The sequence below is a fragment of the Curtobacterium sp. MCPF17_046 genome (genome assembly GCF_003224295.1).
Classification (GTDB): domain Bacteria; phylum Actinomycetota; class Actinomycetes; order Actinomycetales; family Microbacteriaceae; genus Curtobacterium.
Genome location: NZ_QKLB01000002.1, coordinates 287426 through 303232 on the forward strand (window position 1 = coordinate 287426; position 15807 = coordinate 303232).

Consider the following 15807-nt stretch of genomic DNA (forward strand, 5'->3'; position numbering starts at 1 on the left):
CACCATGGCAGAGCACGATGACGAGGCGCTGAACTCGTCCTCGGCTGTCGAGAAGCACGGCGCGACGCAGCCGGCCGGGACCGCTGTCCTGCCGGCGGAGCGGTTCGAGAACCCGGGTGAGCCGCCGCACCGCGCTCGGCGCACCGACGTCGACCCGAAGAAGCAGCGCCTGGCCGAGCGTCAGGTCGCCACGTTCTTCTACCTGTCGATCATCGGCAGCGTCCTGTCGATCGCGGCGTACATCGCCTTCCCGATCGACGCGGACGACTTCGGGTCCGTCCGCTCGGCGAACCTCTTCCTCGGGCTCTCGATCACGCTCGCGCTGCTCGCGCTGGGCATCGGCGCCGTGTACTGGTCGAAGACCCTGGTCTCCGACCGCGAGCTCACCGAGATGCGCCACACCACGCGCGGCTCGGACGAGACCCGTGCCAAGGCGGTCGAGGCATTCCAGCTCGCCGACAAGGAATCCGGCTTCAGCCGTCGCAAGCTGATCCGCAACTCCCTCATCGGTGCCCTCGTCGCGTTCCCCCTCCCCGGCATCGTCCTGGTGCGCGACCTCGCGCCGAAGGAAGACCCGAACGAGCTGCTCCGTCACACCTTCTGGAAGTCGGGCCTGCGCCTGACCAAGGACCCGACGGGTCTGCCGATCAAGGCGTCCGACGTCACCATCGGATCGGTGTTCCACGTCATCCCCGAGGGCATGCTCGACTCCGAGCACATGCTCGAGGAGAAGGCGAAGGCCGCCGTCCTCCTGATGCGCCTGGACCCGAAGGACCTCAACCCCGGCAAGGGCCAGGAGAACTGGGGCTACGACGGCATCGTCGCGTACTCCAAGATCTGCACCCACGTCGGATGCCCGGTCGCGCTCTACGAGCAGCAGACGCACCACCTGCTGTGCCCGTGCCACCAGTCCACCTTCGATGTCTCGAACAACTGCGAGGTCATCTTCGGACCGGCGGCCCGCCCCCTCCCCCAACTTCCGATCTCGGTCGATGACGACGGCTACCTGGTCGCACAGAGCGACTTCCACGAGCCGGTCGGCCCGTCCTTCTGGGAGCGTGCCCGCTCATGAGCAGCACAACGACAACCACCCCCAACACCGAGTCGTCGAACAAGCCGACTCCTGACCGTGGGTCGCGGCTGATCAACTACACCGCGAACTACATCGACGAGCGCACGAGCCTCTCCGGACTGGTGAAGGAGGTCGGGCGCAAGATCTTCCCCGACCACTGGAGCTTCATGCTCGGCGAGGTCGCGCTCTACAGCTTCGTCGTCGTCCTGCTCTCGGGGACCTTCCTGACGTTCTTCTACCAGGCGTCGATGACCGAGGTCGTCTACAACGGTCCGTACGTCCCGATGAAGGGCGTCGAGATGTCGGTCGCCCTGCAGTCGACGCTGGACATCTCGTTCCAGATCCGCGGCGGGCTGTTCGTCCGACAGATCCACCACTGGGCCGCACTGCTGTTCGTGGCCTCGGTCATGCTGCACATGGCGCGCGTCTTCTTCACCGGCGCGTTCCGCAAGCCGCGTGAGCTCAACTGGGTCTTCGGCTTCGTGCTCTGGATCCTCGCCATGGCCGAGGGCTTCACCGGCTACTCGCTCCCCGACGACCTGCTCTCCGGCAACGGTCTCCGCATCATCGTCGGCATGATCGAGGGCATCCCGGTGATCGGCGTCTGGATCGCCTACCTGTTGTTCGGTGGTGAGTTCCCGGGCACCGACATCGTCGGCCGCCTGTACACGCTCCACATCCTGCTGCTGCCGGCGATCCTGGTCGCGGTGCTCGGCGTGCACCTCGTGCTCGTCGTCGTCAACAAGCACACGCAGTACGCGGGTCCGGGCAAGACAAACGAGAACGTCGTCGGCGTTCCGATCCTCCCGGCGTTCGCCGCGAAGGGTGGCGGGTTCTTCTTCATCGTCGCCGGCACCCTCGCCGCCATCGCGTCGCTGTTCACGATCAACCCGATCTGGAACTACGGCCCGTACGACCCCTCCCCCGTGTCCGCCGGAACCCAGCCCGACTGGTACATCGGCTTCGCGGACGGCGCGCTCCGTCTGGTGCCGCCGCACTGGGAGGTCGTCTGGTTCGGGTACACGGTGTCGTTCAACATCCTCGTCCCGATCGCGGTCCTGGGTGGCCTGGTCGTCGCGATCTTCGTCTACCCGTTCATCGAGGCGTGGGTCACCGGCGACAAGCGCGAGCACCACATCGCCGACCGTCCGCGCAACGCCCCGACCCGCACTGCCCTCGGTGTCGCCGGCATCACGCTGTACGGTGCGCTGTTCACGGCGGCGTCCTCCGACCTCATCGCGACGCACTTCATGGTCTCGATCAACCACGTGATCCACGTGCTCCAGGCGGCGACGGTCCTCGGTCCGTTCGTGGCGTTCTGGATCACGAAGCGGGTGTGCCTCGCCCTGCAGAAGAAGGACCGCGAGATCGTCCTGCACGGGTACGAGTCGGGCCGCATCGTGCGCCTGCCGCACGGTGAGTTCATCGAGGTACACGAGCAGCTCGACGAGTACGAGCGGTGGCGCCTGCTGGAGTTCAACGACTACAAGCCGCTGATGATCCGTCCCGACGCTCGTGGTCGCATCAGCTCCATGCAGAAGGCCCGGGCGCGCGTGTCCCGCTTCTTCTTCGAGGACCGCATCGAGCCGGTGTCGAAGTCGGAGCTCGAGGCTGCGCACGCCGCGCACCACGGTCCTGACCTCGAAGGGACCCACCAGGCCCCGCAGGTCGGAGCCGGCACGAAGTAGGTGACATTCCTCGGCAAGAAACGCAACGCCCTCGTCCACTCCGTGGTCGGGGGCGTTGCGTTTCGCCTCAAGCGATCGCGTCATCCCGCGGACATCGGACACGCCGCCACAGTTCACGGGGCGTTCACACCGCGGTGTTGGAATCGTCGAAGTCGGTGTGGCATCGTGTTGCACCACGCACTCGCTGCCAACGGAAGAAGAGACCCGATGGACGCCCGGACGGCCGAACACCCCAGGCCGAACCACTTCCTGCTCCACCTCAGCGACACCCACCTCCTCGCCGGCGACGGTCCCCTGTACGGGGCGGTCGACTCGGCGGAACGTCTCGGTCAGATCATCGCCGAGATCGAGGCGTCAGGTGCCCGACCCGAAGCGATCGTCGTCACCGGCGACGTCGCCGACAAGGGCGAACCCGGCGCGTACACCCGTGTCCGCGCGATCATCGAGCCCGCTGCAGAACGCATCGGTGCCCAGGTGATCTGGGCGATGGGAAACCACGACGAGCGCGGTGCGTTCCGCCAGGAGCTCTTCGGGCTCCAGCCGACCGACCGTCCCGTCGACTTCGTCTACGACGTCAACGGACTCCGCGTCATCACGCTCGACACGAGCGTGCCGGGCCACCACCACGGCGAGGTCTCCCCCGAGCAGCTGGACTGGCTGGCCGAGGTCCTGTCCGAGCCCGCGCCGCACGGCACGATCCTCGCGATGCACCACCCGCCCGTCCCGAGCGTGCAGGACCTGACCGTCCTCGTCGAGCTCCGCGACCAGGCTGCCCTCGCCGAGGTGGTCGAGGGGAGCGACGTCATCTCGATCATCGCCGGGCACCTGCACTACTCGACCAGCGCCGTGTTCGCCGGGATCCCCGTCTCGGTGGCCAGCGCCACGTGCTACACGCAGGACCTCAACGAGTTCCAGCGTGGTACCCGCGGGCGTGACGGCGCGCAGTCGTTCAACCTGATGCACGTGTACGGCAACCAGGTCGTCCACTCCGTGGTCCCCATCGGGACGTACGCCACGGTCGGTGAGCCGGTCTCCTCTGTCGAGACGGAAGCGCGTCTCGCCGCAGCCGGCGTCGTGATCCCCCCGGCGGTCGAACCGGCCCCTGTCACCGCGTCGATGCCGGTCTTCACCCTCGACACGATCCCGGTCTCGCCCATCCGGCGCTGACCCATGGGAGGACGGGAGGCGCGGTGCCGAGCGGCACCGGGCCTCCCGTCCGCCGTTCGGCGGGGATCAGGCTCGGGGCGGCACGCCTCGGGTCGTCATGCCTCGGGTCGTCATGCCTCGGGTCGTCATGCCTCGGGCGTCATGCCTCGGGCGTCATGCCTCGGGCCGTCACGCCTCGGGACGCTCCCAGGGTGCCGGGAACGGGAAGTAGCGCTCGAGGAAGTCGGTCACCCGGGTGGTGCGTTCCTCGTCGCTGACCTCCGGGAAGCTGCCGTCGTTCAGGCAGAAGAAGTCGACGTTGCGCTTCTTGAGCAGTTCGTCCAGCGTCCGGAGCCCGGCCTGCATCGTCGTGTCGATGTAGCTGACGGAGGCGTTCTCCTGGATGATCGCGCGCCCGGTGAGGAGTGCGTAGTAGTGGTACAGCGAGTTCGTGACGGAGATGTTGTCCGCCGCACGGAACCGCGAACCCGCGGTCGCGGCGAACTCGTCGGCGAACTCGTGCTCCATCTCGGTCATGATGCTCTTTCGCAGCGGGGTGGCCGCGTGCTCGAGGTGTCGCGTCGTCACGGCGCCGAAGCGCTGCTGCAGGAGCCTCCGGTTCACACGGGCCGAGTTCTCGAACCCGCTCCGCGCGGCGTTGTTCACGCCGAGGCCGATCCGGGTGTCGGCGAGGATGAACTTCGTGACCGAGCCCGGACTGAAGAACACCGACGGGTCGATGAGCCGACCGAAGAACATGTCGTCGTTCGAGTAGATGAAGTGCTCGCTGAGCCCCGGGATGTGGTGCAGCTGCGACTCGACGGCCTGCGAGTTGTGCGTCGGCAGGACGGACGGGTCGGCGAAGAACTCCTCGCTGCGGACGATGCGGACCTTCGGGTGGTCGGCGAGCCACGAGGGCGCCGGTGAGTCCGTCGCGATGTAGATGGTTCGGATCCACGGCGCGAAGGTGTGCACCGACCGGAGCGCGTACTTCAGCTCGTTGATCTGTCGGAACCGGGCCGGGGCGTCGTCGCCCTCTCCCAGCACGGCGTCCGCCTGTGCGGCCTGGCGGGCACGCTGGTACTCGATGGCGTTGCCGTCCACCCACGAGAAGACGATGTCGATCGGGAACCGGATGTCCGACACGTGGTCGTCGAACATGTGCTCGACCGTGCTCCAGGACCGGCCGTACCGGTCGATGTCGACGAGGACGAACTCCTCGATCGGCAGGCTGCGGCGCATCAGGGCGTTCTCGACCGGCGCGAGGACCTCGGTCTCGGTGACCCGCCAGAACTCGAGCTGCACGCTCGTCTCCGCGCCGTAGCGGAGCCGGCCCATGGGCTCGAGCCGGGGACGGAACACGCGGAGCACCGGTTCGTCCACCGACCCGAAGCCGTCGTCGAGGACGAGCACGGCGGGCTTGCCCGGCGGCTTGGCGTAGAAGGGCTCTCCCGCGCCGGCGGCCATGACGGCGCTCTCGGCGCGCTGGCGGTCCCGCTCGTCGACGGCGATCACCGGGCGCTGGTCGTTCCCGCGGATGAGCAGGTGGTCGACGTCGCCGGCCGTGAGTGCGTCGTCGAGGAACAGGAGGTCCTCGATCATCGACTGCTGCGGTGTCAGGTGCCCGTTGATGAGCGTCAGCCGCCCCTTGCGGAGCACGACGTCGGGTCGGTCGAGACCGCCGGAGGACGGTCGAGGGGTCAGCAGAGGACTCTCGGTCACCGGCTCGGTCTCGTCGCTCATCCACGCCTTCCAGGTCGCACTGCCGTGCTCCGTGCACGGCACCGCCGATCCTACCGTCCGCGCCGCCGGTCGGCCCGCGCGCGCCGGACGCGCCGACGGAGGGGCGACCGGGAGGCTCACTCCGCCGGGCGCGGGACCTTCACGGCGATGCCGACGACGATGAAGAGCGCGGCGGCCACGAGTTGGAGGCCCGCCCACAGCTCACCTGGCAGCGGCAGCGTGACGACGGGGTTCCAGCAGACCGCCACGGCGGCGGTGAGGACCGCCGCCCACCAGACGCGGCCGCGGACGGCGAAGACGAGCACGATGAGCGCGAGCACGGTGACGCCCCAACGGGCGAAGACGAACGCGGACGAGTCGATGAAGGCGACGCAGGCGAGCAGCACGACGGCGGCGAGCAACGAGGGCGCCAGAGCCGGCCGGGTGAACGCCGGCAGTCCGTCCTCCCCGCGCCCGGAGGCGGACGAGGCCCGAGCGTCGCGTGCACCGGCCGCCCGCGCCACGGGCTGGGGACGGGCCGACCCGTGCTGCTGCGACGAACCGATGGGTGGTCGTCCCCTGCGTGCCGTCATCGTCCTCGTACCGTGCCGTCGTCGGTCATGCCGTCTCCTCGTGCGCGGGCTGCGCGACGTCATCCTGGTACGTGGAGTTGCGCTGCGTCGAATCGGTGCGGTGCGCCTCCCGTTCGGCCCGGGCGGTGATCCGCTCGACCATGCCCGGGAAGATGACGCCGTGGAAGGGCAGGATCCCGTACCAGTACAGCCGTCCGGCCAGGCCCTGCGGGAAGTAGATCGCGCGCTGGTGGTAGTCGCTGCCGCCGTCGTCCGCGGGCGTGACGGTCATCTCGAGCCAGGCGCGACCGGGCGACTTGAACTCGGCGCGGAGCCGGAGGTACCGGCCGCGGACGAGCCGTTCGACCCGCCACCAGTCGAGCGCGTCGCCCTGCTCCAGGCGTTTCGGGTCGCGGCGGCCGCGGTTCAGCCCGACGCCACCGGCGATCTTGTCGAGCCACCCACGGGCGACCCAGGCCAGGGGGAACGAGTACCAGCCGTTCTCGCCGCCGATCGACTCGACGACGCTCCACACGGCCTCGGGCGGTGCGGACGAGTGCCGCTTGCGGTCGTCGACGTAGACCGTGTGGCCGGCCCAGTCGGGGTCGCTCGGCAGCGGGTCGGCAGAGCCGCTGGACAGGGTCGCGTTGCGCCAGCTCGTCTCGACCTCGCCGGACCGCATCTTCGCGAGGGCGAGCCGGACCGCGCGCCGGTAGGACGTGAGGCCGCCCTCGGGCTGCGGGACGACGTCGTCGATGTCGTGCTCACGTTGCACGCACTCGAACTGCAGCGACTCGATGATCGGCGTCGCGAGCTTGCGCGGGATCGGCGTGACGACGTTGAACCAGTGCGCTGCCAGGCGGGGCGTCAGCACGGGCAGGACGGAGATCGGACGCTGCGGCAGCTTCGCCTCGACCGCGTACCCGTTGAGCATCTGGCCGTACCGGAGCACGTCCGGCCCGCCGATGTCGAAGGTGCGGTTGACGTCGGCGGGGATCGTCAGGGCCTCGACCAGGTAGTACAGGACGTCGCGGACGGCGATCGGCTGGATCCGGTTCCGGACCCACCGCGGCGCCGGCATCCACGGCAGGACGTCGGTGAGGTGCCGGATCATCTCGAACGAGGTGCTCCCGCTGCCGATGACGACGCCGGCCTGCAGCGCGACCGTCGGCACGCCGGAGCCGAGGAGGACGTCCCCGACCTCCTTCCGGCTGCGCAGGTGCTTGCTGAGCTCGCCGTCCGGGTGCAGGCCGCCCAGGTAGACGAACCGCTGCACCCCTGACTCGTGGGCCACGCGCGCCATCGTCCGGGCGGCGTCGCGCTCGGCCTGCTCGAAGTCGCCGTCGGCGCCCATGGCGTGCGCGAGGTAGTACACGGCCTCGATCCCGTCCACCGCCGACCGGACGGCGTCGGCGTCCTGCAGGTCCCCCTCGGACACCTCCACCCGGTCGTTCCACGGGACGTCCTGCAGCTTCTGCGGGTTGCGGACGAGGACCCGGACGTCGTGTCCGGCGTCGAGGAGTCTGGGGACCAGTCGGCCACCGATGTACCCGGTGGCCCCGGTGACGAGGACGCGCATGGCCGGAACGGTACGCCGTGCGCCTGCCAGTAGGCTTGCCGGGTGGACAACGCATCGTTCCCCGTCACCGCCGAGGCCGTCCGTCGGCTCATCGACCACGCCATCCTCAAGCCGGAGCTGGACCGCGCAGCCGTCGACGCACAGCTCGACGAGGCCGCCACGTACCGCGTGTTCAGCGTGTGCGTCCGTCCGAGCGACGTCCGCCACGCGGTCGAGCGCCTCCAGGGCACCGGGGTCGGCGTCGGCACCGTGATCGGCTTCCCGCACGGCACCACGACGACCGCCACGAAGGTCGCCGAGTCGCTGCAGGCCCTGGCGGACGGCGCCTTCGAACTCGACATGGTCCAGGACATCGGCGCCGCGAAGTCCGGCGACTGGGAGCGGGTCGAGCGGGACGTCCGCGCGGTGGTCGAGGCAGCCGGCGACACGGTGGTGAAGGTCATCCTCGAGACGGCCTACCTCACCGAGGACGAGATCGTCGCCGCCAGCCGCGCTGCGGTCGCCGGCGGAGCGTCGTTCGTGAAGACCTCGACGGGCTTCGCCGGTGGCGGTGCCACGGCCGAGCACATCCGCCTCATGCGCGAGACCGTCGGCGCCGACACCGGCGTCAAGGCCTCGGGCGGCGTCCGCGGACTCGACACCCTGCTCGAGATGGTCCGCGCCGGCGCCGACCGGATCGGCACGAGCGCCTCGGCACGCATCCTCGACGAGGTCGCACACCGCGTCGCGACCGGCTCCTCCTCCGACCGCGGCGACGACACCTCGTCCTACTGACGGCCGTCGGCCCCCGTGGGGGCCGCGGCTCCGGGGCTCCGTCCCCTGACCTCCCATCCGATCCCCTCCCCGGGTCGGCTGCGCCGGACGCGACGTCAGCGTCGCGGACCGCTGCCGGGCCTCCCGACCGCCACACCGGAGTGCGCATGTCCAGCACCACGTCCTCGTCCCTCGCCCTCGCCCTCGCCGTCGACCTCGGCGGCACCAAGGTCGAAGCCGCGCTCGTCACCGACCAGGGCGTCGTCCTGCCGGGCACGCGACACCGCAGCCCGACCGGGCCCGGACGGACCTCGGACGAGCTGCAGGCCGCGGTCGACGAGGTCGTGGTCGCCGCGCTCGCGGCGCTCCCCACCGACGCGACCCTGGTCGGCGTCGGCATCGGGTCGGCCGGACCGGTCGACGAGGTGAACGGGCTCGTGTCACCGCTCAACATGCCGGTCTGGCGCGGGTACCCGCTCCGCGACCGCGTCGCGGTCCACGTGCCGGACGACGTGCCGGTGACCCTCCGCATGGACGGGCTGGCGATCACGCTCGCCGAGCACTGGGTCGGGGCGGCACAGGGCTCCGACCACGTGATGGGCATGATCGTGTCCACCGGCGTCGGCGGCGGCCTCATCCTGCACGGACGCACCGTCAGCGGCCCCACCGGCAACGCCGGGCACATCGGCCACGTCGAGTGCGGCGGCTACGACGACCCGTGCGCGTGCGGCGGCACCGGCTGCCTGGAGGCCGTGGCCAGCGGACCGAAGACCGTCGCATGGGCGCGACGGCAGGGCTTCACCGGGACGACCGGCGAGGAGCTCTCCGCCGCCTACGCCGCCGGCGACGAGGTCGCGGTGGCCGCGGTGCAGCGGAGCGGACGAGCCCTCGGGCAGGCGATCGCCGCGGCGACGAGCCTGGTCGACCTCGAGGTCGTGGCCATCGGCGGCGGGTTCTCGCACGTCTCCCCCGACCTGTTCGAGTACGCACGACAGGCCGTCGCCGAGCGGGTCGAGTTCCCGTTCGTGACGAAGGTCCGGATCGTCCCCACCGGCCTGTCCCAGGACGGTCCCCTCATCGGAGCGGCCGCCCTCGTGCACCGCGCCGACGTCCTGCGCTGACCCTCCTTCTCCACACCGTCGGCGTCGGGGTGGCGTGATCGGGCATCATCTCCGTGTGCCCTCCTCCCGCCTCGTCACGACCGACGACTGGCCGGCGGCCGAGGCACGTGCCGCGGTCCTCGCCGGCGAACTCGTCCCGGTGGGCGCGTGCTGGGCGTCCGTCGCCGAACCGCAGGACACGGCGCTCCGGGCGGCGTCCTACGCGTGGTCCGTCGCCGGTGCGCAGTTCGTGGCAGCGGGGCGGAGCGCGGCGTGGATCTGGGGCGCGTGTTCCCGTCCGCCGCTCCCCCACGACAGTTGTGTGCCGGCCGGTGAACGGTCCCGCCGCCGCGGGGCCTGGGCCGGTGTCCGTGAGATCGCACTCCGCCCGGAGGACGTCGTGCTGCGGGCGGGGGTGCGTGTCCTCAGCCCCGACGCGACGGCGCTCGACCTGCTGCGCGACCGACGCGGCTTCGGGGCGGCGGAGGCCGAGGCGCTGCGCGGTCTGGTGCTGACCGCACTCGTCGATCCGCCTCGCCTCGCGGCACTGCTCACGGCGTCCGAGCGGCTGCCGATGGGTCGCCAGGCGCAACGCCGCTTCCGCGACGCCGGGATCAGCCTGCTGCCCTGACCCGGGCCCGGGTTCCGCTGAGCCGACCCGGCTCAGCCCGCGCTGACGCGGTAGACGTCGTACACGGCGTCGATGCGGCGCACCGCGTTGAGCACGCGGTCCAGGTGCGTCGTGTCACCCATCTCGAAGACGAAGCGGGACAGGGCGAGCCGGTCGGACGATGTCGACACCGTGGCGGACAGGATGTTCACGTGGTGGTCCGTCAGCACGCGGGTCACGTCACTGAGCAGGCCGGAACGGTCGAGCGCCTCGATCTGGATCTGCACGAGGAACACCGACTTGGACGACGGGGCCCACTCGACCTCGATCATCCGGTCGGGCTCGTTCATGAGGGACTTCACGTTCGTGCACGACGCCTGGTGCACCGAGACGCCCTGACCGCGGGTGATGAACCCGACGATCTGGTCGCCCGGCACCGGCGTGCAGCACTTCGCGAGCTTCACGAGGATGTCCGGCGCCCCGCGGACGAGCACGCCGCTGTCGCTGTTCCGCAGCTGGCGGCTCGTCACGTGCCGCGGGAACGCGAGTTCTGGCTCGTCCGTCTCGGTCTCGTTCTGGATGCTGCCGAGCGCCTTCTCGATCACCGACTGGCTCGAGACGTGCCCCTCGCCGACGGCCGCGTACAGCGCCGAGACGTCGTCGTACCGCATCGCCGATGCCACCTCGGAGATGGTGTCCTGGCTCATGATGCGCTGGAGCGGCAGGTTCTGCTTGCGCATCGCCCGGGCGATCGCGTCACGGCCCTGTTCGACCGCCTCTTCCCGGCGCTCCTTGGTGAACCACTGCTTGATCTTGTTCCGGGCCCGGGGGCTCCGGACGAAGGTGAGCCAGTCCTGGCTGGGGCCGGAGTCCGGGTTCTTCGAGGTGAAGATCTCCACGACGTCCCCGCTGGACAGCTGACTCTCGAGCGGGACGAGCCGGCCGTTGACCTTGGCACCCATCGTGCGGTGCCCGATCTCGGTGTGGACGGCGTAGGCGAAGTCGACCGGGGTCGCGCCGGCCGGCAGGCCGATCACCTTGCCCTGCGGTGTGAAGACGTAGGTCTCCTTGGCACCGATCTCGTAGCGCAGGGAGTCGAGGAACTCCGCCGGGTCGCTCGTCTCCGCCTGCCAGTCGGTGATGTGGGCGAGCCACGCCATGTCCTGGTCGGACTGTGACGTGCTCTCGGCATCACGACCGGTGACGCGCTGCTTGTACTTCCAGTGCGCGGCGACGCCGAACTCGGCACGCTGGTGCATCTCGTGCGTGCGGATCTGGATCTCGACCGCACGTCCCTGCGGCCCGAGCACCGTGGTGTGCAGCGACTGGTACAGGTTGAACTTCGGCGTCGCGATGTAGTCCTTGAAGCGGCCGGGCAGCGGCGTCCACCGCGCGTGCACGGCACCGAGCATGGCGTAGCAGTCGCGCACGGTCGGGACGAGCACGCGGATCCCGACCAGGTCGTAGATCTCGTCGAACTCGCGGCCGCGCACGATCATCTTCTGGTAGATCGAGTAGTACTGCTTCGGGCGGCCCATCACGTCGCCGCGGACCTTCGCGGCCTTGAGGTCCTTCTTGAGCGTCGCCGTGACGTTCTGCACGAACTGCTCGCGCTTCGGCTGTCGTTCCTTGACCAGACTGTCGATCTCGACGTAGAGCTTCGGGTGCAGCACCGCGAACGACAGGTCCTCGAGCTCCAGCTTGATCATCTGGATGCCGAGGCGGTGCGCGAGCGGCGCGTAGATCTCGAGGGTCTCCTTGGCCTTCCGCGTGGCGGAGGCCGACTCCACGAAGCCCCAGGTGCGGGCGTTGTGCAGGCGGTCGGCGAGCTTGATGACCAGGACACGGATGTCCTTCGACATGGCGATGACCATCTTGCGGACGGTCTCTGCCTGCGCGCTGTCGCCGTACTTGACCTTGTCGAGCTTCGTGACGCCGTCGACGAGCATCGCGATCTCGTCACCGAAGTCCTCGCGCAGCTGGTCGAGCTGGTAGTCCGTGTCCTCGACGGTGTCGTGCAGGAGCGCTGCGGCGATCGTGATCGTGCCGATGCCCAGGTCGGCGAGGATCTGCGCGACCGCGACCGGGTGTGTGATGTAGGGCTCGCCGGACTTGCGCTTCTGGCCGTCGTGCGCGCGCTCCGCAACCGAGTACGCCCGCTCGATCAGCGTCGTGTCGGCCTTCGGGTGGTGCGACCGGACGGTGCGGATCAGGGTGTCGACGGCACCGGCCGGCTGTGCGCGGGAGAACAGCCGCGGCAGCAGCGACCGGAGTGACCCGATGTTGCCGGTCGTGTTCGACCCGAGCGGCGGGCTCGACGGGCGCGGAGCGGACCCTGGTCGCGACAGGTCGGACGGCCGGGAAGCAGCACCGGCATCCGGCTGCGAGGACTCACGCGTGTCGGTCATGCTGCGCCTCCCGGGACTCGATCCGACAACACTACGCGCGTCGGATCAGTGCTCGTGACCACGTTCGCCGTCAGCGGCGGGAGTCCGTCCGGGGCGGACCACCGGGGCGCCGGACTGCTCCCACGCCACCATCCCGCCGGCGAGACTGACCGCCGGGACACCGGCGCGCTCGAGCGCGGCGACGACCTGGGCCGAGCGGTACCCGCTGTGGCACACGACGACCGCGGGGTGCTCGTCGTCGGCGGGCACCTCGGCCCACCGCGCCTGCAGCTCCGACATCGGCAGCAGCGTCGCCTGCGGTGCGTGCACCTCGTCCCACTCGGACTGCTCGCGCACGTCGATCAGGGGCGCGCCGTCCTCGATCCGCTGGAGCGCGTCGGCCAGTTCGACCTCCTGCGGGCCCATCAGACGTCCGCCCCGGCCTGCACGGGACGCTGCTTCGCGGCCGCCTGTGCCTTCTTCGCGTCGCTCGCGAGGACCTTGGGCTCGTTCTCGCGGAGGTGCGCGTACATCGGCGCCGCCAGGAAGATCGTCGAGTAGGTGCCGACGATGATGCCGATGAAGAGCGCGAGGGAGATGTCCCGCAGGGTGCCGGCGCCGAGGACGTACGACCCGATGAAGAGGATCGCCGCGACCGGCAGCAGCGCCACGACCGAGGTGTTGATCGACCGGACGAGCGTCTGGTTGATCGCGAGGTTGACGGACTGCTTGAACGTCCGGTGCGACTCGATCGCGGTGTTCTCGCGGACCTTGTCGAAGACCACGACCGTGTCGTAGAGCGAGTAGCCGAGGATCGTCAGGAAGCCGATCACGGCCGCGGGGGTGACCTCGAGACCGACGATGCCGTACACGCCGGCCGTGATGAGCAGGTCGTGGACGAGCGCGGTCATCGCCGCGAGCGACATCTTCCAGGTGCGGAAGTACAGCGCCATGAACACGGCGGCCAAGGCGAGGAAGATCACCAGACCGCGGATGGCCTGCGCCAGGACGTCCGCGCCCCACGTCGCTCCGATGAAGGTCGCGGCGACCTGGGACTCCGGCACGTCGTACGCGGCCGCGAGGTCCGAGGCGATCTCGTCGGTCTGCGCGTTCGTGAGCTGGCCGGTCTGCACGCGGATGCCGTGGGTCCCGAGCTGCGAGACACGCGGTGCCTCGTCCGACACCACGCGCTCGACGGTCTCGGTGGCGATGTTCTGGTCGGTCGACTCGGCGTCCGAGACCGTGAACTCGGAGCCGCCGGTGAACTCGATGCCGAGCTGGTACCCGCCACGGAGCCACGGCACCGCGAGGGAGATCACGATGCAGGCGACCGCGATGAGGTACCACGTCTTCCGCCGTCCCACGAAGTCGTAGGACCGCTTGCCCGTGTAGAGGTCACTGCCGAACTGGCTGAAGCTCGCCATCAGCTGTCCTTCCCGTTGCCGGTGTCGTTGCCCGTGCTGCCGGATGCCTTGCGCTCGGCGATGGTCTGGCGGCGGGCGGCCTCACGCGCACTGCGCTGCCGCTTGCCGTCGACGATGGGTGCGCGGAACTGCGCGCGGCCGCGGTACACCGCGCCGAGGGCGGCCGGATCGAGACCGCTGAACGTGTGCCCCTCACCGAAGAACCGGCTGCGGGCGATGAGCTGCATCATCGGGTGCGTGAACAGCGCCACGACGACGACGTCGATGAGGGTGGTCAGGAGGAGCGTGAACGCGAACCCCTTCACGTCGCTCACCGCGAGCACGTAGAGCGTCACGGCGGCGAGGAAGTTGACCGAGTCGGAGGCGAGGATCGTGCGGAGCGCACGCTTCCAACCGGACTCAACCGCGCTCTCGAGGGCGCGGCCGTCGCGCAGTTCGTCACGGATGCGCTCGAAGTAGACGATGAACGAGTCCGCCGTGATCCCGATCGCGACGATCAGGCCGGCGACACCCGCGAGCGAGAGCCGGTAGTCGACCCGCCAGGACATGATCGCGATGACCAGGTAGGTCAGGGCTGCGGCGACGCCGAGCGACAGGACCGTGACGAACGCCAGCGCCCGGTACTGGATGACCGAGTAGATGATGACCAGCACGAGGCCGATGAGGCCGGCGACGAGACCGCCGACGAGCTGTGCGGTGCCGAGCGTGGCGGAGATGACCTCGTTCGACTGCACCTGGAAGTTGATCGGCAGCGCGCCGTACTTCAGCTGGTCGGCGAGGGTCTTCGACGAGTCCGCGGTGAAGGCGCCGGTGATCTGGGCCTTGCCGTTCGTGATCGCCGCGTTCGTCGACGGTGCCGTGATGACCGTGCCGTCCAGGACGATGGCGAACTGGTTCTGCGGCTGCGCGAGCGAGACGAGGCGGTTCGTGACCGTCGCGAAGTCCTTCGTGCCGGCGCCGTTGAAGGTCAGGTTGACGGCCCACTCGCCCGTCGTCGTGCCCTGCGAGTTCGAGGCGAGGCCGGAGGTGGCGTTGCTGATGTCCGCGCCGGAGACCTCGACCGGGCCGAGGATGTACTTCGCGGTGCCGTCGGCGTCACACGTCACGAGCGGCTCGTCGTCCGGGGCGGCGGTCACGTCGTCCGGGGCGGAGCACTTGTAGTTCGTGTACAGGTCCTGCAGCTTGGGCGTCACCCAGGCCAGGTCACTGCCGTTGGTCGGCTCGGCGCTCGGAGTGGCCTGGAGCGATGCGGGCGGCGAGTACGGCGTCGGGGACGCGGACTGCGAGCCGTCGTCGCCGACGGCGCTGTCCGACGCGGCCTCGGTGTAGAGCACCGGACGGAAGGTCAGCTTCGCGGCGGCCTCGATGCGCTGGATGGTCTCCTGGTCGGGCTTGCCGGGGATCGAGACGACGATGTTGTTGGCGCCCTGGGTGTTGATCTCGGACTCCGAGACACCGGTGGCGTCGATGCGCTGGCGGATGATGTTCACCGCCTGCTGCAGCTGCTCCGAGGTGACGGCCGACCCCTCGGTGCTCTGTGCCGCGAGGGTGATCTGGGTCCCGCCCTGCAGGTCGAGCGCGAGCTCCGGGACCCAACTCGCTCCGTCGTACCACTTGTCGGAGGCGTCCTTCGACGTGCTCGCGAGGATCGACGCTGCGGTGTTCAGCCCCGCGAGGATCGCCAGGATGATCACCAACCAGGTGAGCGAGCGGAGCGCCTTCTTGACGGGTGTCGATCGTGCCACCGGTCGTCT

General features: G+C 69.7%; 13 protein-coding genes. 6 read left to right on the top strand and 7 right to left on the bottom strand.

The genetic code is table 11. From position 1 onward, the window contains the following. Positions 1-4: 4 nt before the first annotated feature. The 3 genes from DEJ32_RS02930 (at position 5) to DEJ32_RS02940 (ending at position 3927) form a co-directional block, all read left to right on the top strand. Complete coding sequence (locus DEJ32_RS02930) at positions 5-1072, top strand: ubiquinol-cytochrome c reductase iron-sulfur subunit (protein ID WP_110824948.1); 1068 nt, start codon at positions 5-7, stop codon at positions 1070-1072. Then, the gene (locus DEJ32_RS02935; RefSeq protein ID WP_110900239.1) at positions 1069-2760 is read left to right on the top strand and encodes a cytochrome bc complex cytochrome b subunit; all 1692 of its coding nucleotides are present in this window, start codon (positions 1069-1071) and stop codon (positions 2758-2760) included. Before DEJ32_RS02930 ends, DEJ32_RS02935 begins: the two co-directional genes overlap by 4 nt. Before the next feature lie 207 nt (positions 2761-2967). Then, positions 2968-3927, top strand: coding sequence for a phosphodiesterase (locus DEJ32_RS02940; RefSeq protein WP_110824946.1), 960 nt, complete (start codon positions 2968-2970; stop codon positions 3925-3927). Between the two features lie 168 nt (positions 3928-4095). Here the strand turns inward: DEJ32_RS02940 and DEJ32_RS02945 are convergent, their stop codons facing one another. From DEJ32_RS02945 to DEJ32_RS02955, 3 genes are all read right to left on the bottom strand, one after another. Beyond that, complete coding sequence (locus DEJ32_RS02945; protein ID WP_110900285.1) at positions 4096-5649, bottom strand: stealth conserved region 3 domain-containing protein; 1554 nt, start codon at positions 5647-5649, stop codon at positions 4096-4098. Between the two features lie 116 nt (positions 5650-5765). After that, positions 5766-6221: a DUF6804 family protein gene (locus DEJ32_RS02950; protein WP_181420566.1), complete on the bottom strand. Its 456-nt coding sequence runs from the start codon at positions 6219-6221 to the stop codon at positions 5766-5768. A 25-nt stretch (positions 6222-6246) separates the two neighbouring features. Beyond that, complete coding sequence (locus DEJ32_RS02955; RefSeq protein WP_110824945.1) at positions 6247-7779, bottom strand: SDR family oxidoreductase; 1533 nt, start codon at positions 7777-7779, stop codon at positions 6247-6249. A gap of 42 nt (positions 7780-7821) precedes the next feature. On the opposite strand from DEJ32_RS02955, the gene deoC reads away from it, so the two are divergent. The 3 genes from deoC (at position 7822) to DEJ32_RS02970 (ending at position 10263) form a co-directional block, all read left to right on the top strand. Next, the gene (deoC, locus tag DEJ32_RS02960) at positions 7822-8553 is read left to right on the top strand and encodes a deoxyribose-phosphate aldolase (RefSeq protein WP_110900240.1); all 732 of its coding nucleotides are present in this window, start codon (positions 7822-7824) and stop codon (positions 8551-8553) included. Between the two features lie 146 nt (positions 8554-8699). After that, the gene (locus tag DEJ32_RS02965; RefSeq protein ID WP_110900241.1) at positions 8700-9653 is read left to right on the top strand and encodes an ROK family protein; all 954 of its coding nucleotides are present in this window, start codon (positions 8700-8702) and stop codon (positions 9651-9653) included. Between the two features lie 55 nt (positions 9654-9708). Beyond that, positions 9709-10263, top strand: coding sequence for a type IV toxin-antitoxin system AbiEi family antitoxin (locus DEJ32_RS02970; protein WP_181420567.1), 555 nt, complete (start codon positions 9709-9711; stop codon positions 10261-10263). Positions 10264-10295: 32 nt separating this feature from the next. Here the strand turns inward: DEJ32_RS02970 and DEJ32_RS02975 are convergent, their stop codons facing one another. The 4 genes from DEJ32_RS02975 to secD are packed head-to-tail and all read right to left on the bottom strand — an operon-like array spanning position 10296 to position 15798. Then, on the bottom strand, positions 10296-12650 hold the full coding sequence (locus tag DEJ32_RS02975) for a bifunctional (p)ppGpp synthetase/guanosine-3',5'-bis(diphosphate) 3'-pyrophosphohydrolase (RefSeq protein WP_258368878.1): 2355 nt from the start codon (positions 12648-12650) through the stop codon (positions 10296-10298). A 45-nt stretch (positions 12651-12695) separates the two neighbouring features. Further along, positions 12696-13055: a rhodanese-like domain-containing protein gene (locus DEJ32_RS02980; protein ID WP_110824942.1), complete on the bottom strand. Its 360-nt coding sequence runs from the start codon at positions 13053-13055 to the stop codon at positions 12696-12698. Further along, positions 13055-14053 (bottom strand): protein translocase subunit SecF, encoded by a 999-nt coding sequence (gene secF / locus DEJ32_RS02985; RefSeq protein WP_110900243.1) that lies wholly within the window; start codon positions 14051-14053, stop codon positions 13055-13057. The genes DEJ32_RS02980 and secF overlap by 1 nt, the downstream gene beginning before the upstream one ends. Then, a complete protein-coding gene (secD, locus tag DEJ32_RS02990; protein WP_110889812.1) occupies positions 14053-15798 on the bottom strand; it encodes a protein translocase subunit SecD in 1746 nt (581 codons plus the stop codon). Before secD ends, secF begins: the two co-directional genes overlap by 1 nt. Positions 15799-15807 lie beyond the last annotated feature (9 nt).

What these genes read in the sequence shown, in the direction of transcription:
- DEJ32_RS02940 (WP_110824946.1), top strand. Translation starts at nt 2,968, where the DNA reads ATGGACGCCCGGACGGCCGAACACCCCAGGCCGAACCACTTCCTGCTC.
- DEJ32_RS02930 (WP_110824948.1), top strand. Translation starts at nt 5, where the DNA reads ATGGCAGAGCACGATGACGAGGCGCTGAACTCGTCCTCGGCTGTCGAG.
- DEJ32_RS02965 (WP_110900241.1), top strand. Translation starts at nt 8,700, where the DNA reads ATGTCCAGCACCACGTCCTCGTCCCTCGCCCTCGCCCTCGCCGTCGAC.
- DEJ32_RS02935 (WP_110900239.1), top strand. Translation starts at nt 1,069, where the DNA reads ATGAGCAGCACAACGACAACCACCCCCAACACCGAGTCGTCGAACAAG.
- DEJ32_RS02975 (WP_258368878.1), bottom strand. Translation starts at nt 12,650, where the DNA reads ATGACCGACACGCGTGAGTCCTCGCAGCCGGATGCCGGTGCTGCTTCC.
- DEJ32_RS02955 (WP_110824945.1), bottom strand. Translation starts at nt 7,779, where the DNA reads ATGCGCGTCCTCGTCACCGGGGCCACCGGGTACATCGGTGGCCGACTG.
- DEJ32_RS02980 (WP_110824942.1), bottom strand. Translation starts at nt 13,055, where the DNA reads ATGGGCCCGCAGGAGGTCGAACTGGCCGACGCGCTCCAGCGGATCGAG.
- DEJ32_RS02950 (WP_181420566.1), bottom strand. Translation starts at nt 6,221, where the DNA reads ATGACGGCACGCAGGGGACGACCACCCATCGGTTCGTCGCAGCAGCAC.
- DEJ32_RS02945 (WP_110900285.1), bottom strand. Translation starts at nt 5,649, where the DNA reads ATGAGCGACGAGACCGAGCCGGTGACCGAGAGTCCTCTGCTGACCCCT.
- secF (WP_110900243.1), bottom strand. Translation starts at nt 14,053, where the DNA reads ATGGCGAGCTTCAGCCAGTTCGGCAGTGACCTCTACACGGGCAAGCGG.